21 protein-coding genes and 1 rRNA gene are annotated in these 19736 nt (G+C 67.9%); 5 read left to right on the plus strand and 17 right to left on the minus strand.

Annotation, left to right across the window (positions count from 1 at the left end):
• Nucleotides 1–234: 234 nt before the first annotated feature.
• The 5 genes from AB0M24_RS44380 to AB0M24_RS44400 all read right to left on the minus strand — a co-directional run bounded on the left by AB0M24_RS44380 (nt 235) and on the right by AB0M24_RS44400 (nt 6109).
• On the minus strand, nt 235–1266 hold the full coding sequence (locus tag AB0M24_RS44380) for an IS30 family transposase (protein WP_363780652.1): 1032 nt from the start codon (nt 1264–1266) through the stop codon (nt 235–237).
• A gap of 782 nt (nt 1267–2048) precedes the next feature.
• Entirely contained in the window at nt 2049–2921 is an 873-nt protein-coding gene (locus AB0M24_RS44385; protein ID WP_363780610.1) for a methyltransferase, read from the minus strand.
• Between the two features lie 286 nt (nt 2922–3207).
• A complete protein-coding gene (locus tag AB0M24_RS44390) occupies nt 3208–3531 on the minus strand; it encodes a WhiB family transcriptional regulator (RefSeq protein ID WP_363780612.1) in 324 nt (107 codons plus the stop codon).
• A 97-nt stretch (nt 3532–3628) separates the two neighbouring features.
• Complete coding sequence (locus tag AB0M24_RS44395) at nt 3629–3904, minus strand: hypothetical protein (protein ID WP_363780614.1); 276 nt, start codon at nt 3902–3904, stop codon at nt 3629–3631.
• Nucleotides 3905–4039: 135 nt separating this feature from the next.
• The gene (locus AB0M24_RS44400; RefSeq protein WP_363780616.1) at nt 4040–6109 is read right to left on the minus strand and encodes an ATP-dependent DNA helicase UvrD2; all 2070 of its coding nucleotides are present in this window, start codon (nt 6107–6109) and stop codon (nt 4040–4042) included.
• Nucleotides 6110–6170: 61 nt separating this feature from the next.
• On the opposite strand from AB0M24_RS44400, the gene AB0M24_RS44405 reads away from it, so the two are divergent.
• A complete protein-coding gene (locus tag AB0M24_RS44405) occupies nt 6171–6899 on the plus strand; it encodes a DUF4191 domain-containing protein (protein ID WP_363780618.1) in 729 nt (242 codons plus the stop codon).
• Between the two features lie 171 nt (nt 6900–7070).
• Here AB0M24_RS44405 and AB0M24_RS44410 read toward each other — a convergent pair whose 3' ends face one another.
• On the minus strand, nt 7071–7544 hold the full coding sequence (locus tag AB0M24_RS44410; RefSeq protein WP_363780620.1) for an RDD family protein: 474 nt from the start codon (nt 7542–7544) through the stop codon (nt 7071–7073).
• A 169-nt stretch (nt 7545–7713) separates the two neighbouring features.
• On the opposite strand from AB0M24_RS44410, the gene glnA reads away from it, so the two are divergent.
• Nucleotides 7714–9138, plus strand: coding sequence for a type I glutamate--ammonia ligase (gene glnA, locus AB0M24_RS44415; protein WP_363780622.1), 1425 nt, complete (start codon nt 7714–7716; stop codon nt 9136–9138).
• A gap of 51 nt (nt 9139–9189) precedes the next feature.
• Here the strand turns inward: glnA and AB0M24_RS44420 are convergent, their stop codons facing one another.
• Nucleotides 9190–9459, minus strand: a complete 270-nt coding sequence (locus tag AB0M24_RS44420; RefSeq protein WP_363780624.1) for a hypothetical protein — start codon at nt 9457–9459, stop codon at nt 9190–9192.
• A gap of 74 nt (nt 9460–9533) precedes the next feature.
• On the opposite strand from AB0M24_RS44420, the gene AB0M24_RS44425 reads away from it, so the two are divergent.
• Complete coding sequence (locus AB0M24_RS44425; RefSeq protein ID WP_363780626.1) at nt 9534–10058, plus strand: NUDIX hydrolase; 525 nt, start codon at nt 9534–9536, stop codon at nt 10056–10058.
• Here AB0M24_RS44425 and AB0M24_RS44430 read toward each other — a convergent pair.
• Entirely contained in the window at nt 10045–10548 is a 504-nt protein-coding gene (locus AB0M24_RS44430; RefSeq protein ID WP_363780628.1) for an NADAR family protein, read from the minus strand. The genes AB0M24_RS44425 and AB0M24_RS44430 overlap by 14 nt on opposite strands.
• A complete protein-coding gene (locus AB0M24_RS44435; RefSeq protein ID WP_363780630.1) occupies nt 10545–11120 on the minus strand; it encodes a hypothetical protein in 576 nt (191 codons plus the stop codon). Before AB0M24_RS44435 ends, AB0M24_RS44430 begins: the two co-directional genes overlap by 4 nt.
• 101 nt (nt 11121–11221) lie before the next feature.
• Between AB0M24_RS44435 and AB0M24_RS44440 the strand changes: the two genes are divergently transcribed.
• Nucleotides 11222–11455 carry a hypothetical protein gene (locus AB0M24_RS44440; RefSeq protein ID WP_363780632.1) on the plus strand — a complete coding sequence of 78 codons (234 nt, stop codon included), beginning with the start codon at nt 11222–11224 and terminating at the stop codon, nt 11453–11455.
• Nucleotides 11456–11521: 66 nt separating this feature from the next.
• On the opposite strand, the gene AB0M24_RS44445 is transcribed toward AB0M24_RS44440, so the two are convergent.
• The 6 genes from AB0M24_RS44445 to AB0M24_RS44470 form a co-directional block, all read right to left on the minus strand.
• Nucleotides 11522–12454, minus strand: coding sequence for an NADP-dependent oxidoreductase (locus tag AB0M24_RS44445; RefSeq protein ID WP_363780634.1), 933 nt, complete (start codon nt 12452–12454; stop codon nt 11522–11524).
• Nucleotides 12451–15351, minus strand: coding sequence for a bifunctional [glutamine synthetase] adenylyltransferase/[glutamine synthetase]-adenylyl-L-tyrosine phosphorylase (locus AB0M24_RS44450; protein ID WP_363780636.1), 2901 nt, complete (start codon nt 15349–15351; stop codon nt 12451–12453). The genes AB0M24_RS44445 and AB0M24_RS44450 overlap by 4 nt, the downstream gene beginning before the upstream one ends.
• A 27-nt stretch (nt 15352–15378) precedes the next feature.
• Nucleotides 15379–15564: a hypothetical protein gene (locus AB0M24_RS44455; protein ID WP_363780638.1), complete on the minus strand. Its 186-nt coding sequence runs from the start codon at nt 15562–15564 to the stop codon at nt 15379–15381.
• The gene (locus AB0M24_RS44460; RefSeq protein WP_363780640.1) at nt 15561–16694 is read right to left on the minus strand and encodes an inorganic phosphate transporter; all 1134 of its coding nucleotides are present in this window, start codon (nt 16692–16694) and stop codon (nt 15561–15563) included. The genes AB0M24_RS44455 and AB0M24_RS44460 overlap by 4 nt, the downstream gene beginning before the upstream one ends.
• A gap of 85 nt (nt 16695–16779) precedes the next feature.
• Nucleotides 16780–17535 carry a type 1 glutamine amidotransferase gene (locus AB0M24_RS44465; protein ID WP_363780641.1) on the minus strand — a complete coding sequence of 252 codons (756 nt, stop codon included), beginning with the start codon at nt 17533–17535 and terminating at the stop codon, nt 16780–16782.
• Nucleotides 17536–17560: 25 nt separating this feature from the next.
• Nucleotides 17561–17992, minus strand: a complete 432-nt coding sequence (locus tag AB0M24_RS44470; protein WP_363780643.1) for a rhodanese-like domain-containing protein — start codon at nt 17990–17992, stop codon at nt 17561–17563.
• Between the two features lie 80 nt (nt 17993–18072).
• Here AB0M24_RS44470 and AB0M24_RS44475 point away from each other — a divergent pair, with 80 nt between their 5' ends.
• Complete coding sequence (locus tag AB0M24_RS44475) at nt 18073–18522, plus strand: Lrp/AsnC family transcriptional regulator (protein WP_363780644.1); 450 nt, start codon at nt 18073–18075, stop codon at nt 18520–18522.
• Between the two features lie 76 nt (nt 18523–18598).
• Here AB0M24_RS44475 and AB0M24_RS44480 read toward each other — a convergent pair whose 3' ends face one another.
• Both AB0M24_RS44480 and rrf read right to left on the minus strand, forming a co-directional pair.
• Nucleotides 18599–19297: a GNAT family N-acetyltransferase gene (locus AB0M24_RS44480; RefSeq protein WP_363780646.1), complete on the minus strand. Its 699-nt coding sequence runs from the start codon at nt 19295–19297 to the stop codon at nt 18599–18601.
• Nucleotides 19298–19638: 341 nt separating this feature from the next.
• A 5S ribosomal RNA gene (rrf, locus tag AB0M24_RS44485) occupies nt 19639–19736 on the minus strand; the annotation flags it as partial.

Consider the following 19736-nt stretch of genomic DNA (forward strand, 5'->3'; position numbering starts at 1 on the left):
GCGGGAGGCGCCCCTTTTTGTTTGTGCGCGCCGGTTTTTGGGGTCGTCTCCCTGTTGCGTTGGCGGCTGGCGGTTTCGTGTCCGTAGGTGGTCGCCTTGCGTCGTCGGAGTTCCGGTTTCGTAGCGTTCCCCTGTTGCGTGCGGGCTGGTGCTGTTGCGTGCTTCCCCTTGGGAGCTCTGCCCCCAAACCCCCGCCAATCTGGCGGATTCCAGGGGTCGTTGCATCACGGGTGATCAACTGGCTTCGTTGAGGAGGTTAGCGAGGCGTTCGGCTGGGGTGTCCCAGCCGAGGGTTTCGCGTGGGCGGCCGTTGAGTTGGACGGCGACGGCGTCGAGGTGTGCGCGGGTGTGGACGGAGAGGTCTGTGCCTTTGGGGAAGTATTGGCGGAGCAGGCCGTTGGTGTTTTCGTTGCTGCCGCGTTGCCAGGGGCTGTGGGGGTCGCAGAAGTAGACGGGGATGTCGGTGGCGGCGGTGAATCTGGCGTGGCCTGACATTTCGGCGCCTTGGTCCCAGGTCAGTGATCGCCAGAGGTGGGTGGGCAGGGCCTGGACGGTGTCGATGAGGGCGTCACGGACGACGTCTGCTGAGCGGCCGTGGGGTAGGTGCACGAGCATGACGTAGCGGGTGGCGCGTTCGACCAGGGTGCCGATGGCGGATTTCTTGTCCTTGCCGATGATCAGGTCGCCTTCCCAGTGGCCCGGGATCGCGCGGTCGTCGGCCTCGGCGGGACGTTCGCTGATCATGACCATCGGGGTGGACATCCGCGGGACACGCTGCTGGGCCTGGCGGCGTGGGCAGCGCAGCGCCCGCCCGGTGCGCAACGCCGACGCGATCTCACGGCGCAGCTCACCTCGCCCCTGGACGTAGAGGGCCTGGTAGATCGTCTCGTGGACCACGTGCAGCTCCGGCCGATCGGGGAAGTCGCGGCGCAAGCGTTTCACGATCTGCCGCGGGCTCCACCGCTGGTCCAGGCCGTCCTGGACGGCCTGGCGCAGCGCGGGGTTCGCGGCGATCTTGCCGGTCTTCGGGCGGGGCCGGCGAGCGTCGGCACGGGCCTGGGCCGCGTGTGGGCGATACTGCCCGGAGACCTGATCGCGGTTGCGCCGCAACTCCCGGCTGATCGTGGAACAGTCACGGCCCAGCTCCGCGGCGATCTGGCGCGTCGACGCACCCGCCCGGCTCAGGTCCGCGATCACGATCCGCTCGTCCTCGTTCAGAAACCGGCCCCGCACCGGTGGCGCCGCCACCTCGGTGATCGGCGGCAGCGCGTTGTTCCACTTCGACGCCGGGCGGCCGTTACGCCACCGCTTGCCGGTCCGATAGTTGACACCGACGACCCGGCACGCCTCCCGGCTGCTCACACCACTCGCCACAAGATCAAGATAGGCGGCTCGTTCCCGATCCAGCCGCCTACGTCCCGAGCGATCCTCCCGGATCTCGAACATCACAACCCCTGCACAACTCAGGTGTTGCAACGACCGCTAGAACCCAAGAGATTGGCGGGGGTTTGGGGGCAGAGCTCCCAAGGGGAAGCACGCAACAGCAACAGCCCGCACGCAACTGGGGAACGGCACGGACTAAACCCGGAACGCGCCCAGAGCAAGGCGACCACCGCCCCAACCCGCGTACGGAACAGGAACACGCCCACCGCAAGGCGACCACCCGCCCAGTCGCGGATCGCAAAGCGACCACCCGCAAGCAACAGAACCACCTACGAACACAAAACAGCCAGCCGCCAACGGCACCAGGGGACGACCCACTCAACCGACGCGCCCGCCAAAGGCAGCCCGCCAAAGACCGCCCACCAAGGGCTGCCAACCAAGCGCGACCAACGCCCACCAACGGCGCTAGCCCACCAACGGCGCCAACCCCAAAGACAGCTAACGCCAGTACTCGTCCGGCAACTTCCCCTCAATGTCCCGCACATGCGTCTTAGCGCAAACGTGGCACAACCACCGAACCGACCCACCGCTCCGCTCAGACGACCAAGCCAAAAACTCCAGGTCAGAAACGGAAGACCGCAGCCGCCCACATCTGTGGCACACAGTCACCGCCGCCGCCCCAAATGCACGGTGTCGGTCTCCAGCAAGAACACGTCCTCCCGCCCCCCGACGAACTCGGAGTCAGAAGGGTTCAGCAACCGCCGCAGAGCATCACGATCAGCCGCGTGCAAGTAAGCCCCGGTGATCTCGGACAACCAGGTCAACCGATCAACCGCCCACTCCCGAACGAGCTGTTTCGCGGGCGCCGGATGGTCGACGACGAAGCTGAAGGCAGAGATCTCGCCAAGCCCGGCATCGGCGAGGGCGACGTTCCACCCGACCGGCAGCCGAACCGACCCGGTCATGTTCTCGCGCATCGACACGAACCACTCGGCGCGAGCGGCAGCCATCCGGTCAGCGAGCCCCGGCTCTCCAACGCCGAGGTCCCAAGGCAGGAAGCGAGTCTCCAACCCTCCTTCGGCCAACGCCAGCCAACCGCCGGGAGCCAGCGCAGAAACCAGCCGACGCATCCCGCGCAACTGATCGGGAAGGTGGTGGACAACCCGCGAGCCCCAGATGAGCTCGACCGGTCCGGCGAACGACAGGGGGTCCTCGGACGCCAGGTCGGCGAGGACAGGTTTCACCGACACGGCGCCGTCGGCTTCGGCACGCGCCGCGGTGCAGGCGGCGTCGAGGAGCTCGGGCGTGGCGTCGACCAGGACGAGAACGCCGCCGCCGTGTTCGCGCAGGGCCGAGACCAGCGGCACGCTCATGGATCCGGCGCCGCAGCCGACGTCCATCACCACCGGTGAGTCGGGGAGCAACGAGACGAGTCTGCGGGCCACGGCCGACAGCGCTTCGGACTGCAGCGAGCCGTAGCGCCTCATCGCGTGGAGGCGGGCAGACCAGTCGATTCCGTCGTGAGTGTGGTGCGGCACCTAAAGAACGGTACGAGGGAACGGCCGAGGCCGCCATCCACCTTCTCGTGGATGACGGCCTCAGCTCGAGACTGTCAGAGGTCGAAGCGAGCCGCTCTGCGACCGGCCCATCGCGCCAACCTGCGCCAACGTTGCGCTGACGCGAGGCGGTTCGCCAGGCGTTGCTCTTCAGCGAACCTCTGGGCTTCTTGTATTCGTATTCGCACGAGTTCTTCGTTCAGAGACATGGGAGTCAGGCCCTCGTTCAGGTAGGTGGGGATTGCGCTGTTGCTGGTCCGCACGGTGTTCACGCCGCCGCCTCCGTCTTGTCAGCAGTGACGACAGCTGCCGCGTCCTTGCGCGGACGGCCACGCGGCCGCTTCCGCGCGATCACGACACCGCGCTCGAAGATCTCTCCACCCCAAACACCCCACGGCTCGTGACGTGCGATCGCGCCGGCGAGGCACTCCGCCAAGACCGGGCAGGTCCCGCAGAAGGACTTCGCCTTCTCGAGGTCGGCCGGTGCGTCAGCGAACCAGAGGTCGGGGTTGTGGGTGCGGCAGGGCAGGTCGAGCCCCTCCGCGAGGTCCGGAAGTGTCTCGCCGGTGAGCGGGACAGTTGCCGTCAACATCAGGGTTTTCTCCTTGTGTGGGGTACTGCAAAAACACGAAAGCCGCGGACTCTGTGCGAGTCCGCGGCTTTCGTGAGCCTGGTGGTCCTTCGACCCCCTATGGGGTCGGCAGGAGCCTTCTCACTTGATGCGCGGACAGCGCATTCGTGTAGTTGTGAACCGCATCGATGACCGGCAGAGCAGTCGGCTGCTCGCTGCGCAGTTCGATGCCCCGCAGAGCGGTGCCGAACAGGGCGGTGCCGCGCTCGCGACCCAGCAGTGCCACTGGCTTCAGGGCAGACTTCTGCCACGAGGCCGGAGCTGCGGTGGGCATGCAGAGGTGCTCGGACACGGAGGTGCCGAGGGTGGCTTGGATGTTCAACATCGTGTTCACAATGGGCACCTCCCTCGGTGGGCTCTACGAGCCGGTAGTAGTTCTTCTTCCCCAGACGGGTCCTCCGGACCCGGCATGAGCAGGTTATGACCCCGTCCCACGGGCTCGCAACCTATTTAACGAAACTTGTCCCGATCAGGTGGCGGAGTACCCGACACCGGCCCGGACCAGGCCCAACACGTCGTCACCGAACTTATCAAGCTTCGAGGCGCCGATGCCCGAGATCGCGACAAGTCCGGCCGAATCCGTGGGTCGCTGCTCCGCGATCGCCATCAGCGTGGCGTCGGTGAAGACGACGTACGCGGGCACCTTGAGCTCCCGCGCCCGTCCCGCACGCCACTGGCGCAGCGACTCGAGCAGCTCTTCGTCCACATCGGACGGGCAGGACCTGCAGCGTCCCAGCTTGACGGCCTGCGCTTCGACCAGCGTCGACGCGCACACCCGGCAAGTCGGTTTCTCCTTCTTCATGAGAGGGGGCCGCTGAGCGCCGCCAGATACACGGGCGGCCGGGTGGTTCTCCGGCACGAGGCTGTAGAGGAATCGCGACCGGCGGCGGTACTTGCGTCCGCCGGCAGCGCGCGACAACGCCCACGACAGCCAGAGGTGCTCACGCGCGCGCGTGACGCCTACGTACAGAAGGCGGCGTTCTTCTTCGACCTTCGCCTCGTCGCCGTCTGCGTACTGGATCGGCATGGTGCCCTCGACCAGCCCGACGAGGAACACGGCGTCCCACTCCAGGCCCTTCGACGCGTGCAGCGACGCCAGCGTCACGCCCTCGACCGTCGGCGGGTGCTGCGCCTCGGCCCGCACGTCCAGCTCCACGCAGAACCGCGGCAGGTCGGCCTCGGGCGCGGCGGCCGCGAACTCCTCGGCGAGCTCGACCAGTGCGAGCAGCGACTCCCAGCGTTCCCGCGCGGAGCCACCGGTCGGCGGTTCATCGGTGAGCCCGACCTTGCCGAGCGCCGAGCGGACGACCTCGGGCAGCGAGCCGGAGACGTCACCGGCCGCGCGCAACGTGATCATCGCCTGGCGCACCTCGGTGCGTTCGAAGAACCGCTCACCACCGCGCACCAGGTACGGGATGCCCAGCGACGCGAGCGCCTGCTCGTACACCTCGGACTGCGCGTTGACGCGGTAGAGGATCGCGATCTCGGAGGCCGCCACGCCCTCGTCGAGCAACGTCTTGATGCGCCGAGCGACCGAGTCGGCCTCGGCGGGCTCGTCGTCGAACTCGTGGAACCGCGGCTGGGGCCCCTCCGGCCGCTGCCCGATCAGCTTGAGCCGGGAGCCGGCCGGACGCCCGCGCGCCCACTTGATCACGTCGTTGGCCAGCGCCACGACCTGGGGCGTCGAGCGGTAGTCGCGCTCCAGCCGCACGACGACGGCCTCGGGGAACCGACGCCCGAAGTTGAGCAGCGGCTGCGGCGAGGCTCCTGCGAACGAGTAGATCGTCTGGTTCGCGTCGCCGACCACGGTCAGGTCGTCGCGGTCGCCGAGCCACGCGTCGAGCACGCGCTGCTGCAGCGGCGTCACGTCCTGGTACTCGTCGACGACGAAGCAGCGGTAGCGGTCGCGGAACTCCTGCGCGACCTCCAGGTTGTCCTCCAACGCGGCCGCGGTGTGCAGCAGGAGGTCGTCGAAGTCGAGCAGCTGCGCCTCGTTCTTGAGCTGCTCGTACATCGCGTAGAGCTTCATGATCTGCTCGGCGGGCGCGGGGATGTCGCGCGCGGCACGAGACGCCGCCGCCGGGTACGCGTCCGGCGTGAGCAGCGACGACTTCGCCCACTCGATCTCACCGGTGAGGTCGCGCAGCGCGTCGGCCTCGGTCGGCAGACCCAGCCGGGACGCGGCACGGCCGACGACGCGGATCTTCTGGTCGATCAGGTCCCAGCGCGGGCCGCCGATGACCCGCGGCCAGAAGTAGCGCAGCTGGCGGGACGCGGCGGCGTGGAACGTCACGGCCTGTGCGCCGTGCACGTCCAACGAACGCAGACGGGTGCGCATCTCCCCCGCGGCGCGCTTCGTGAACGTGACGGCGAGGACCTGCGACGGAGCGACGTGACCGCGTTGGCACAGGTAGGCGATGCGGTGGGTGATCGTGCGGGTCTTGCCGGTGCCGGCTCCGGCCAGCACGCACACCGGGCCGCGCGGTGCTTCCACCGCTGCGCGCTGTTCCGGATCTAGACCCTCCAGCAACGCCTCCATGCCCGGCAGTCTCGCAGATGGCCGATGCAACGCCGAGACCACCGCGCCGTATCCTGTGCGTATGGCAGGCAAGCAGGACAAAGCGGCGGCGAAGGAAGCGGCGAAGGTTCGCCGCGCGGCTTCACGCGAACGGCGCAAGCAGATCTTCGAGGCGTTCAAGATGCAGCGCCGCGAGGACAAGGCGCTGATTCCGCTGATGCTGGGGGCGATCCTCGGTGTCACCGCGATCGCCGTGGTCCTGGGCCTGGTCTTCAACGCGGTCTGGATGTTCGTGCCGCTGGGCGTCGCGATCGGCGCGCTGCTGGCCGTGATCATCTTCGGTCGCCGCGTGCAGAGCAACGTCTTCCGCAAGGCCGACGGCCAGCCGGGCGCCGGCGCGTGGGCGCTGGAGAACCTGCGCGGCCGCTGGCGCGTGACGCCGGCCGTCGCGGGCACCACCCAGCTCGACGCTGTGCACCGCGTGCTCGGCCGTCCTGGCGTCGTGCTCGTCGCCGAGGGTGCTCCGCAGCGGGTCAAGCCGCTGCTCGCCCAGGAGAAGAAGCGCATCTCGCGCGTGGTCGGCGAGACCCCGATCTACGACTTCATCATCGGCACCGAAGAGGGCCAGGTCCCGCTGAAGAAGCTGCAGTCGACCCTGATGAAGCTGCCGCGCAACATCACGGCCGCCCAGGTCGACTCGCTGGAGACCCGCCTCGCCGCGCTGTCGAGCCGCGGCGCCGCGCTGCCCAAGGGCCCCATGCCCGCGGGCGCCAAGATGCGCAACGTTCAGCGCACGCTCCGCCGTCGTTGATCAGCCGCTAGGTAGTTCCCCGCCAGAACTTGGACAGCCTCTCCGAGAAGCCGCCGCCGCGGTGATCGGAGAGGCTTTCTTCGTCATGGGCGTCGTGTGCGGTGTCGCGTGCGCCAATCGTCATTGCCGACGGGACCGGTGCGGACACCCAGAGCCGCGTCGGTGAGTGAGCTAGCGGACCTTGATGACGACGGTGCCGGCCGCCTTGTCGTGCAGGCATCGTCCGTCCGCGTCCCAGACCAGGGCCGGGATCAGCGGGAAGATCAGGATCGTCCGCAGCAGCGCGCGGGGCAGGTGCACGAACGTCTTGCCGTCGATGCGCGCGACCCGCAGGCCGAGCAGCGCGTGCCCCGGCGTGAACCCGAAGAACGCCACGGCGACCACCGTGATGACGAACCAGGCCAGCAGGCTCCAGTTCTTCGGCAGGTCCGGCTGCGTGAACACGGCGGCGACACCGGCGCTGAGCAGGAAGTCGACGAGGATGGCGAACGTGCGCCGCCCGATCGAGGCGATGGAGCCCGGCCCCTTCTCGGGGAAGCCGTGACGCTCGCCACGCCAGCGCTGCTGCCTGCCGTCGTTCGACTCGTCACCCGGCTCGAGCACCGAGCGGGGTCCTGACAGCCACGAACCGGTCCACCTGCTCACCCCACCAGAGTAAAGCCGTGCTCAACGGGTGAGGACCGGCAGGTCGCCTTGCCCGGTTGGGCGGCCCCGTTAACACTGGCGAAACATCCGAGTGACGGACGGGCAACACCAGCCGCATACGGTCGCTCGCGATGACCAGCCGTTGTCCATAGTCAAGGAGTCGACGAGGGTGTTCAAGAATTCCGACGAGGTGCTGAAGTTCATCTCCGACGAGGGCGTCAAGTTCGTCGACGTGCGGTTCAGCGACCTGCCCGGCGTGATGCAGCACTTCACGCTGCCGGCCAAGGCGTTCGACGCCGACGCGATCGAAGAGGGTCTCGCCTTCGACGGCTCCTCCGTGCGCGGCTTCCAGTCGATCCACGAGTCGGACATGCTTCTGCTGCCCGACCTCTACACCGCGCGCCTCGACCCGTTCCGGATCGAGAAGACGCTGATCGTCAACTTCTTCGTGCACGACCCGTTCACGCGTGAGGCGTACAGCCGCGACCCGCGCAACATCGCGCGCAAGGCCGAGCAGTACATCACCGACTCGGGCATCGCCGACACCGCGTACTTCGGTGCCGAGGCCGAGTTCTACATCTTCGACTCGATCCAGTTCGACACCACCGCGAACGCGTCGTTCCACAAGATCGACTCCGAGTCCGGCTGGTGGAACACGGGCCGCGAGGAAGACGGCGGCAACCTCGGCTACAAGGTGAAGTACAAGGGCGGCTACTTCCCCGTCACGCCGACCGACCACTACGCGGACCTCCGCGACAAGATGGTCCTCAACATGGAGGCGAACGGCTTCGCCGTCGAGCGCGCCCACCACGAGGTCGGCACCGCGGGCCAGGCGGAGATCAACTACCGCTTCAACACGCTGCTGCACGCCGCCGACGACCTGATGCTGTTCAAGTACATCATCAAGAACACCGCGTGGCAGGCCGGCAAGACCGTCACCTTCATGCCGAAGCCCCTCTTCGGCGACAACGGCTCGGGCATGCACACCCACCAGTCGCTGTGGAAGGACGGCGCGCCGCTGTTCCACGACGAGAGCGGCTACGCGGGTCTGTCCGACACCGCCCGCCACTACATCGGCGGCATCCTGCACCACGCCCCGTCGCTGCTGGCCTTCACCAACCCGACGGTGAACAGCTACCACCGCCTGGTCCCGGGCTACGAGGCCCCGGTCTCGCTGGTCTACTCCCAGCGCAACCGCTCGGCGTGCGTCCGCATCCCGATCACGGGCAACAACCCGAAGGCCAAGCGCATCGAGTTCCGCTGCCCCGACTCCTCGGGCAACCCGTACCTCGCCTTCTCGGCGATGGTCATGGCGGGCCTCGACGGCGTGAAGAACAAGATCGAGCCGCCGGCCCCGATCGACAAGGACCTCTACGAGCTGCCGCCCGAGGAGGCCCGCGACGTCAAGCAGGTCCCCGCGACGCTGGACGCCGTGCTCGACAACCTGGAGGCCGACCACGAGTTCCTGCTCGAGGGCGGCGTGTTCACCCCGGACGTGATCGACACCTGGATCTCGTACAAGCGTGAGCAGGAGATCGACCCGCTGCGTCTGCGCCCGAACCCCTACGAGTTCGCGCTGTACTACGACGTGTGATCGGTTGAGCATTGCGGTTGAGGGCCGGGTGACTGGACAGTCACCCGGCCCTCAGTCCGTGTAGGTGCCGAACAACGTCGCGCTGCACGCCACGCCGCGCGCGCCGGTGATGACCCGGACGTTGGAGACCACGATGCCGGCCTCGGTCCCGGTCGGCAGCTTCATCAGGGCTTCACCGTCGATGAGCGGTTCCGAGGACGTTCCCGCGCCGGACCACTGCCACAGGCCGTCGGCCACCGTCTCGATCAGGTCCGCGCGGTCCAGCTCCACCGTTCTGCCATCCGCGTAGACGAGCCAGGCCGGTCCCGAGTAGCTGAACATCGCCTCTCCCTGCTTTCCCGACGCCTGGACACACGTACGGCGCGGGCTCGGGGTTCACGTGGTACTGCTTCACCGTGACACAGTGGACAGTGCACGGCACTCGCCGGATCTACGAGTCGGAGTGGATGAGCGTCGACCTCGACGACGTGGAAATCCCCGACGGCGAACGGTTCGAGCACCATGTGGTCCGGCTGCCCCACCCGTCCACGGCCGTGGTGGTGGTCGAGAACGACCAGGTGCTGTTGATGTGGCGCCACCGGTTCACCACCGGCGCGTGGGGCTGGGAGATCCCTGCCGGCCGCTGCGAGGACGGTGAGACCGCGGAGCAGGCGGCGCTCAGGGAGACCGAGGAAGAAACCGGTTACAGGCCCACGACGATCGAGCGGCTCACCACCATCAACCCGTTGAGCGGCATCAGTTCGCACACCACGCACCTCTTCGTCGCCACCGGAGCGGTCAAGACGGGTGAGCACGATCCGGCCGAGGCCGCGAAGGTCGAGTGGGTGGCGCTCAACGAGATTCCCGCGTCCATCCGAAAAGGACTGGTGCCGTGCGGGATCACGTTGGCGGCACTGACCACCTACCTCACGCTGAAGTAGCCAGCTCGGCGCGGACCTCCATCAGGGCCTCGCCGAGCAGGTTCTGGCCGAGCCAGGCAGCAGGATCCGAGGCACGCGGGTCAGAAGCCTCCAAACCGATGCCCCACACGCGGTCCAGCGGGCTGGCCTCGACGAGCACGCGAGTACCCGTTCCCAGCAGGTAGGAACGCAGCGCGGGATCCTGGCCGAACTTCGCCAGGTTGGCAGCCACAACGATCTCCATGCGCGCGGCGACCCAGGCAGACTCGGAAAAACCGGACACCTTGCGCCCCAACGCCTTGGCTTCGGCCGGAGTGCGCGCTGCCAGGACCTCAGCAGCGACGGCGGTGTCGTCGAACAGCAACGCCTTGCGCCACATCATGTAGTGCTCGGCGGACGCGAACGAGACGCCGTCGACGTCGAAGGTGCACGGCCACCACTGGGACAGGCAGCCCTTGCCGATGCTGCCGTCGCGCTCAGGGCGATGGCCCCAGAAGAAGAGGAACTTCACTTCGGGACCGGGATGCCCGTCACGGTGATCGCGGCGCCGGTCGGAGCGAACTGACCGGAGATCGAGCTGAACGTCAGCGTGAGCGAGTTCACACCCGAGCCGAGCTTCTCGTCGAGCACGACCGTGCCCGACGTCGTGGTGCCCTGGGTGACGAGGCTGTCCCACTTGCTGCTGGAGGCCGCGTAGGTGCGCTTCAGATCGTCCAGGACCGCGATGCCGTCGACGGGGAGGGTCATGCGGGCCTGGGAGGCGTTCGTGGCCGTCACGAAGAGCTTCACGCGCCCGTTCGCGGCCTCTACGCGGGTCACCTCGACGGTGAGCATGCCGCGCTGCTGCTTGAAGGAGCCCGTGGTGACCTTGACGTCGGCCGACGGCTCGGTGGTTTCCAGTGCGCCATCAGGGGTTTCGACGCCGTTCGACGTAGTCGTCGTGGCCGTCACGTTCGGCTGTGCGGCGGAGTTGTCACCACTCAGTGCAAACTGAATCACACCGAGTAACGCGAGCACACCGGCAGCCACGCCCGCAATGGCGATCACGGTCTTCCCTCGGCGCGTGACCCGACGATGCTGCATGACTTCCTCTGTTCGACCCCCGTGACAAAACACAGCTCCCCCGTTGAGCGCGCCTAGTCTCATCTCGAATGGGTGAAACGTCAATGCGCTAGTGTCCGCGCGTGTCTCAAGAAGTCGCCGAATTCACGGCTCCGCAGCTGCTCACCACCCACATCTTCGACTCCGCACCTGATGCGCTCGAAGCGGTTCAGGCCGCTGACGTGCTCGACCTCGGTGTCCGCGTCTACAACCGTCTCGTGCCCGACACGGACGACGCGGAGGCGTTGGAGGAGGAGTGGGTCGTCGAGGTCTACACCAGCGCTCCTGCTGTCGACCCCGACTCGGACGAGGACTGAGCAGCCCAGAAAGATGGGGGCACCCCACCAGGAGTGCCCCCAAACCTGAAGCCATACATGAAGATTTCAGTTAGTTAGTACGACTTTCCCGCGCACGTGCCCGCCTTCGAGCAACCTGTGCGCCTTCACCGCCTCGGCCAGTGGAAACGTTTGCTGCACCTCGACGCGCAACGAACCGGCCGCCACAAGATCGACCAGCCACTGGGTCTGCTCCGCGTTCGGCCGCGCCCAGGTGTTGATCACGCCGTTCTCCAGCACCCTCGGTCCGTCCACAATGGACGTCATCCGCGCCCGGTCCCGCACCAGCTGCAACGACTGGTCGAACGCCAGCCCGCCGACGTTGTCGATCACCACGTCGACCTTGCCGTCACCACCGACGAGCTCCGCGACGGCGTCGACCAGCGCATCCCCGTACGCGACGGGTTCGGCCCCGAGCGACCGCACGAACTCGTGGTTGCGCGGCGACGCCGTGCCGAGCACCCGCGCGGCACCCAGCTCGCGAGCGATCTGCACCTGAAGATGCCCGACGCCACCCGCGGCGGCGTGCACCAGGGCCACGTCGCCGGCGCCCGTGCCGACAGCCTTCAACGACTGCAACGCGGTCAAACCGGTCAACGGCAAGGCGGCTGCGGTCACGAAGTCCACGTTGGACGGTTTGCGCGCGATCATCCGGTCAGGAATGGAGATCAGCTCGGCGTACGCACCGAACTGGACGTGGTCCTTGCGCGCGTACGCCAGGATCTCGTCGCCCGGCTTCCAGTCGGTCACGCCGATGCCGACCGCCCGCACGACACCGGAGACGTCCCAGCCGGGGATCAACGGGAAGTGGTGCGGCATCAGACCCTGCAGGTACCCGGCTCTGATCTTGAAGTCCACCGGGTTCACGCCGGCCGCGCGAACCTCCACCAGGATCTGGTCAGGCCCGAGCAGCGGGTCGGGCAGCTCCTGCCACGACATGACGTCGGCATCGCCGAACCGGGTAAACGCGATCGCTTTCACAGTCCCTCACCGTAGAAGACTCGTTCCGCCACTGCACGTGCACGACGGGTCGTACGGCGATACTCCTCCAGGAACACTCCCGGATCGCCACCGAGCGGATACCCCATCACGGAAGCCACGGCGACGAGATCGCGCCCGGACGTCGGCAGCTGGTCGGAAGCCTTGCCCCGCACCAACGTCACGGCGTTGCGCGCGTGCGTCGCGAGATTCCAGGCAGCCGTCAGAGCAGCCGCGTCGTCGGAAGCCAGCAAACCCGCGGACACAGCGGCCTCCATCGCGGCCATTGTGGACGGCGTGCGCAACCCCGGCACGGCACCGGAATGCTGCAGCTGCAACAACTGCACGGTCCACTCGACGTCCGCCAGCCCGCCGCGCCCGAGCTTCGTGTGCGTGCTCGGGTCGGCACCGCGCGGCAGCCGTTCGGCGTCGACCCGCGCCTTGATCCGCCTGATTTCCCGCACCGACGCGGCGTCCAAACCTTCAGCCGGATACCGCAGCGGCTCGATCAACGCCTCGAAGTCGGCGCCCAACGACGAATCGCCCGCGATGAACCGCGCCCGCAGCAGCGCCTGCTTCTCCCAGATCTCCGCCCACTGCCGGTAGTACGCGCGGTACGAGTCCAGCGTCCTCACCAGCGGTCCCTGCCGGCCCTCAGGCCGCAGATCCGCGTCGACCTGCAGCGGCGGGTCCTGCGACGGCGCGCCCAGCAGCCGGCGGATGTTCTCCACGACACCGCTCGCCCACTTCACCGCCTCGGCATCGGACACGCCCTCAAAGGGCCGGCACACGAACATCACGTCCGCGTCCGAACCGTACCCGAGCTCGTGCCCGCCAAGCCGTCCCATGCCGATCACGGCCAACGAGGCAACGGGCGCGCCACCCGCACGCACCGCGGCGTCCAAAGCGCTCTGCAGCACCGCGCCCCACACCTCGGACAACGAGACGCACACAGTCTCGATGGGCATGAACCCCAACAGGTCCGCGGCCGCCACACGCAGCATCTCGTGCCGCCGCAACGACCGCGCGGCCGCCACCGCGCGCGGCAGGTCGTCGTACCGGGAAACCGCGCTGCGCAACGGGTTTCCGATCGAGTGCGGATCACGCCCGACCAGCGCGTCGGTGTCCGCGAGCAGCCGCAACACCTCCGGCGCCCGCACCAGCAGATCCGGTACGAACCGCGAGGTGCCAAGCAGCGCCGCGAGCCGTTCGACGACAGCGCCCTCGTCACGCAGAAGCCGCAGGTACCAAGGCGTTTCGGCCAAAGCCTCCGACACCTTCCGGTACGCCAGCAGCCCACCGTCCGGATCGGGCGTCAGCGCGAACAGGTCCAGCAGCACCGGCAGCAACGCGCCCTGGATGCGAGCACGCCGCGACACCCCGTGCGTCAACGCCTGGATGTGCCGCAACGCTCCGTCCGGCGACGTGTAGCCGAGAGCCGCCAACCGCGCCACGGCTTCCTTGGTCGTGAGTCGCAACGCCTCGGTCGGCACGCCCGCCACGGACTGCAGCAGCGGCCGGTAGAACAGCTTCTCGTGCAGCCGCCGAACCTGGTTGGCGTGCTTGCGGAACTCCGCGAGCAGCACCTGCCCCTCGGATTTCCGCCCGTCCGCCGCCAAGCCGACAGACCGCGCCAGCCACCGCAACGCCGTCGCGTCGTCGTCGGCCGGGAAGAGGTGCGTGCGCAGTAAACGCTGCAGCTGCAGCCGGTGCTCCAACGTGCGCAGGAACCGGTACGAACGCCCGAAATCAGCAGCGTCGTTGCGCCCGACGTACCCGCCCTTGCCCAGCGCGGCCAACGCGGCGGTCGTCGCCTGAATGCGCAGATCCTCGTCCGACCGACCGTGCACGAGCTGCAGCAGCTGCACGGCGAACTCGACGTCCCGCAGACCACCGCGGCCGAGCTTCAGCTCCCGATCAGCGAGCCCGGAAGGCACGTGGTCCTCGACGCGGCGGCGCATCGCCTGCACGTCCTCGACGAAGTTCTCGCGCTCCGCCGCCGTCCACACATAGGGCCGCACGACGTCGAGGTACGCCTGCCCCAGCTCGGCATCGCCCGCGACCGGCCGTGCCTTCAGCAGCGCCTGGAACTCCCAGGTCCGCGCCCACTTCTTGTAGTACGACGCGTGCCCGTCCAACGTCCTGACCAGCGCGCCCGCCTTGCCCTCCGGCCGCAGCGCCGCGTCCACCTCGAAGCACGACTGGCCCGCGATCTGCATCATCGTGCTGGCGAGCCGCGTCGCCACGCCCAGATCGCCCTCGCCGACGAACACGACGTCGACGTCGCTCACGTAGTTCAGCTCGTTCGCACCGCACTTGCCCATCGCGATCACCGCGAGCTGGCACCGGTCCGCGCCGTTGACCTTCTGAGCAGCGAGCTTCAGCGACGCCCGCAACGCCGACACGGCCAGATCCGAGAGCTGCGCGGCCACGGTGTCGTACGGCACGAACGGCAGCGACGGCTCGACGACGTGCGCCAGGTCGTTGGCGGCCACGAGCAACAGCTTCGCCCGGTACTCGGTGCGCAGAACGTCACCGTCGGCCAACTCCAGCGACACGTCCACGTCATCAGTCAGCGAACGCCAGCGCTCGGGGTTGACCACGAGGAAGTCCGACAGCGCGGTGGACGAGCCGAGCACCGCGAGCAGCCGCCCGCGCACCAACTCGTCCTTGTGCAGCGCGACCGACACCGCATCCCAGTCGGCGGAAGCTTGGAGGCGCTCCAATCCTCGCAGCGCGAGGTCTGGGTCGGGTGAACGGGAGAGCGCGGCCAGCACCGGCTCGGAACCGTCCGCGGGTCGCCGGTCACCCCACAGGCCGAGGCCGCGCAGCACTTCCTCGCTGCGCGGCTCGGTGAGTCCGAATCTTGCCGGTGACGCGTGGCGGACTGGTTCGCTCATCAAGAGCTAAACCTAGTCCTCACCGCGCTAGAAGACGATCAGAGAGAGCCCGTACAACACGACCGCGACGCACCCGGCGAAGCTCGCGTAGGCGGGGACCTTCTTGTCGCCCGACAGCGCGCGGATGCCGAGCACGAACAGCGTGACCACCAGCAACGTCACCAGCAGCGTGGCGCCGAAGACCTGCAGCAGCGCTTCCCACTTGATCGTCATGCCGCCACCTTGTGCAGCTCGGCCTGCGCGGCCACCTCGTCGACGATGTGCTCGGGCTTGACCGGTTCCCGCCGGGACAGGATCCAGATGCCGATCGCCACCGCGCCGCCGATCACGGCGACCCCGATGACGCCGGTGGTGCCGCTGGAGGCCCACTTGCCGGCGATCGCGCCGACGATGCCCGCGGCGGGCAGCGTGAGCAGCCATCCGGCCGCCATCTTGCCCATGGTTCCCCACTTCACACCGCGGCGGTCACGGCCGAGGCCGGAGCCCATGATGCCGCCGGACGCGACGTGCGTGGTGGACAGCGCGAAGCCGAGGTGCGACGACGCGAGGATGGCGGTGGCCGTCGAGGTCTGCGCCGCGAAGCCCTGCGCGGGCTCGATCGTCGTCAGGCCGCGGCCGAGCGTGTGCGTGATGCGCCAGCCGCCGAGGTACGTGCCGAGCGCGATCGCGAGACCGGCGCTGACGATCACCCAGACGGGCGGCGCCGAACCGGGAGCGAGCGAACCGGACGTGATCAGCGCGAGCGTGATGATGCCCATGGTCTTCTGCGCGTCGTTCGTGCCGTGCGCGAGCGAGACCAGCGATGCCGACGCGACCTGGCCGACCTTGAACCCGGTGTGCGAGACGCGCGGGTCGGTCGACTTCTTGAGCCGGTAGACGACGATCGTGGCCAGCGCCGCGACCAGACCGGCGACCAGCGGTGCCGCGATCGCGGGCACGATCACCTTGTCGAGGACCTTGGCGAAGTGGATGGCGTCCACTCCGGACGCGACCCAGGCCGCGCCGATCAGACCACCGAACAGCGCGTGCGACGAGCTCGACGGCAGACCGATGTACCAGGTCACCAGGTTCCACATGATCGCGCCGACCAGCCCGCCGAAGATGACCGCGGGCGTGATCTGGGCGTCGTCGACGATGCCGCCGGAGATGGTCTTGGCCACCTCGACGGACAGGAAGGCGCCGACGAGGTTGAGAACCGCCGACAGCGCTACCGCCGTGCGCGGCTTCAGCGCACCCGTGGCGATGGAGGTGGCCATGGCGTTGGCCGTGTCGTGGAACCCGTTGGTGAAGTCGAAGATGAGAGCAGTGACAACGACGATGATCACTACAAGAGCGGGATCCACACTGATCCTCCGGCTGGATCGAACAAGGTGCTCGATGATGACGGTACCGGGTACTCAGGATGCCTTATAACCTACGAAAGTAACGTCACACCAAGGGAAGTTGTGTGCCCAAACACCCCGCGGGCGACAGTTCTCCCCGCACCAGCTTCGCGAATCTGGCGACGAACGGCTGCCACACCTCCTCGAAGTCGCGGTGCGCCTCTTCGAGGAAGTCCAGGTCGAAGTGGTGCGCCCGCGCGCAGGCCGCCGATTCAGGATCCTTGGCCGCCCAGTTCAAGACGATTTCCGGCGTCGTCTCGATGTGGAACTGCAGCCCGTACGCGCACGCCCCCACCCGAAACGCCTGATTGGGATATTTCGGGGAAGCTGCCAGATGTTCGGCACCCGGCGGCAGCAGGTGCACCTCGTCCTCGTGGAACTGCAGCACGTCCGGCGTGAACGGCAGATCCGCGAACAACGGGTCGTTGCCCGCCGCATCGCGCTTGGCGACGAGCAGCACGCCGACCTCGGGCCCCTTCGGCCCCTTCCGCACCTGCCCACCGGTCGCGGCCGCGAGCAGCTGCGCGCCGAGGCAGATCGCGAGGGTGGGGACGCGTTGTGCGACGGCTTTGGAGAGCAGGCGCCGGGCGTCGGCGAGCCACGGGTAGTCGAGGTCGTCGAGCGCGCCCATCTCACCGCCGAGGCAGACCACGCCCTGGTAGCCGTCGAGGCTGTCCGGCGCGGGCTCGTCCCGCAGCGACACGAGGTGGAGCTCGATCCCGTCGGCCTCCAGCCAGTCACCCAGCCTGGCCAACGGGTCGGACTTCGAAGGCTGCAGGACGAGCAAGCGCGGTGCGGTCACGCATGTGAGCCTATGTCGGCTTGACTCAGCAATGACACGCGACCTTAGAAACACCTGCCAGGGTTTGCACGTCCGTGTCGACGGGGTAGCCCGCGCTCTTCCAGGCCGTGATGCCTCCGGCGAGCCTCTTCACCTTGAAGCCGCGTCGCGCGAGGGCGAGAGCACCCTTGGTGGCGGCGTTGCACTGGAAGCTCTCGCAGTAACAGATGTAGACCAGGTTCGGGTCGAGATCCAGCTGGTCAGGCAGGTCACGATAGGGCAGGTTGATCGCCCCGGGGATGCGTGCCTGCGCGAACGCTTCCGCGCTTCTGGTCTCGACGAGGACGTACCCGTGTGTGTTGTTGTCCTGCATGTCGCGGTAGACGTCGTCCGGGTCGGCTTCGAACGCGAGCTCCGCCTCGAAGAACTTCGCGGCCTGGTCCGGGTCGGCGGCGGGGAAGCGCAGTGCGTTGGTCATGCCTTTGATCCTGGTTGCTTTGCCCCGGTCACGGCATGCGGAAGTCAAGGCGTTTGCCTCGTTCTGCCTATGATTTCCAGGTGGAACTCGACGCGGTGGACTGGAAGATCCTGACCTTGCTGCAGGCCGACGGCCGCATGTCGTTCACCGCGCTGGGCCGCGAGGTGTCGCTGTCCGCGCCGGCCGTGACCGAACGCGTCCGCCGCCTGGAATCCCTGGGCGTCATCACGGGCTTCGTCGCCGTGGTCTCCCCCAGCCGGATCGGCCTGCCGATCGAGTCGATCGTCCGGGTCCGCGTGCGCTCCCTGGACACACCCCGGTTCCGCTCGGCCGTGCTGACCCTGCCGCAGATCCTCGACGCCGACCACGTGACAGGAGATGACTGCTGGCTGCTCCGCGTCGTCTGCCGCTCAATGGTCGAACTGGAAGACCTGGTCGAGGTGATGCAGCGCTACGGCGACACCACCACCTCGCTCGTCTTCTCCTCGCACGTCCGCAACAGGCCTGTGACGCCCGAGCTGTTCGACTAGTCCCACCCGCGGGCTGAGTCCGCTGTGGTCAGGCAGGCGCTGTGGTTGACCGGGTCGGCGTTGAGGAACTCGTGGGTCACCGCTGCCACCAGAACTCCGCCCAGTCGTCGAGTGGCTCGTAGCCGATGCGTTGGTAGATCGAGTTTGAGACCGGGTTGGTCAGGTCCGCGAAGAGGAGGACGTCGGAGGCACCCTGGTCGAGGGCCCACTGGCTGACCATCGCGGTGACCGCGGCGCCATAGCCGTGCTTGCGGTGTTCCGGTGGGGTGTAGACCGGGCCCACTCGGGTCATGCCGGCGTTCGGGAGGCTGGCCACGGCCCAGGCGACCGGCGTGCCGTCGACTTCCCAGAGGGCATGGCCGTTGCCCAGGCGGAGGGAGCCGCGGACGACTTCGGTCAGGTTCTCGGTCGGGGCTTCGGGGACGGCTTCGGTGAGGAAGGCCTGGCGCCAGGCGGTGAGGAGCTCGAGGTCGGCTTCTGTTGCCAGGCGGCCGGATCCCGCGACGGTTGGGGAGTCCGAGGGCTCGGCGGCGGTGACTGGGCGGTCGACATGCTCCGCGGGTGGAGCAGTTGCAGGGTCGGCGGCGGGTGGTTCGTGGGGCGAGGCCGCTGTCCTGGGTGGGGTGAGGGTGCCCAGGCGGTAGAGCCTGGTTGCCAGGGATTCGATGTAGTTCTTGCCCGTGGCTGTGGCGAACGCCTCTGATGTTGCCCGCGGGCCGGTCACTCCTGGGGCGTCCGGGTCGATCTCGGCGGCGGTGTGCGCTGCCAGAGCCACTGCTTCCAGGGGGGAGATCGGCTGTTTGGAAGGGCCAGGGTGGAGTGCGGATCAGGGAGCCGATCACCTCGCCGTTGTCGTGGAAGGTGATCAGGGTGGGTGGGTGTTCGGGTGGGAGGCGGCGGATTCGGTCCAGTGAGGTGAGCGCCACTGTGTTGCGCACCGGATCGGCTGCCAGCCGATCGTGCGTGGCGGCGTCGAACGATGCCAGGTCTGGGTGCACCACCGCGTCCATGGGATCCATCAGATCAGGGTGGGCAAGCGGAATTCGGTCCGGACATGCAGAAGACCCCTGAGGGGAGCACCGAAGTGCTCGACCCTCAGGGGTCTTCTGAAAGATTGTCCGGCGGCGACCTACTCTCCCACACCGTAACCAGTGCAGTACCATCGGCGCAGAAGGGCTTAACTACCGGGTTCGGAATGGGACCGGGTGTTTCCC

It is taken from the genome of Lentzea sp. NPDC051838, assembly GCF_040681245.1.
In the GTDB taxonomy this organism is placed as follows: Bacteria; Actinomycetota; Actinomycetes; order Mycobacteriales; family Pseudonocardiaceae; genus Lentzea.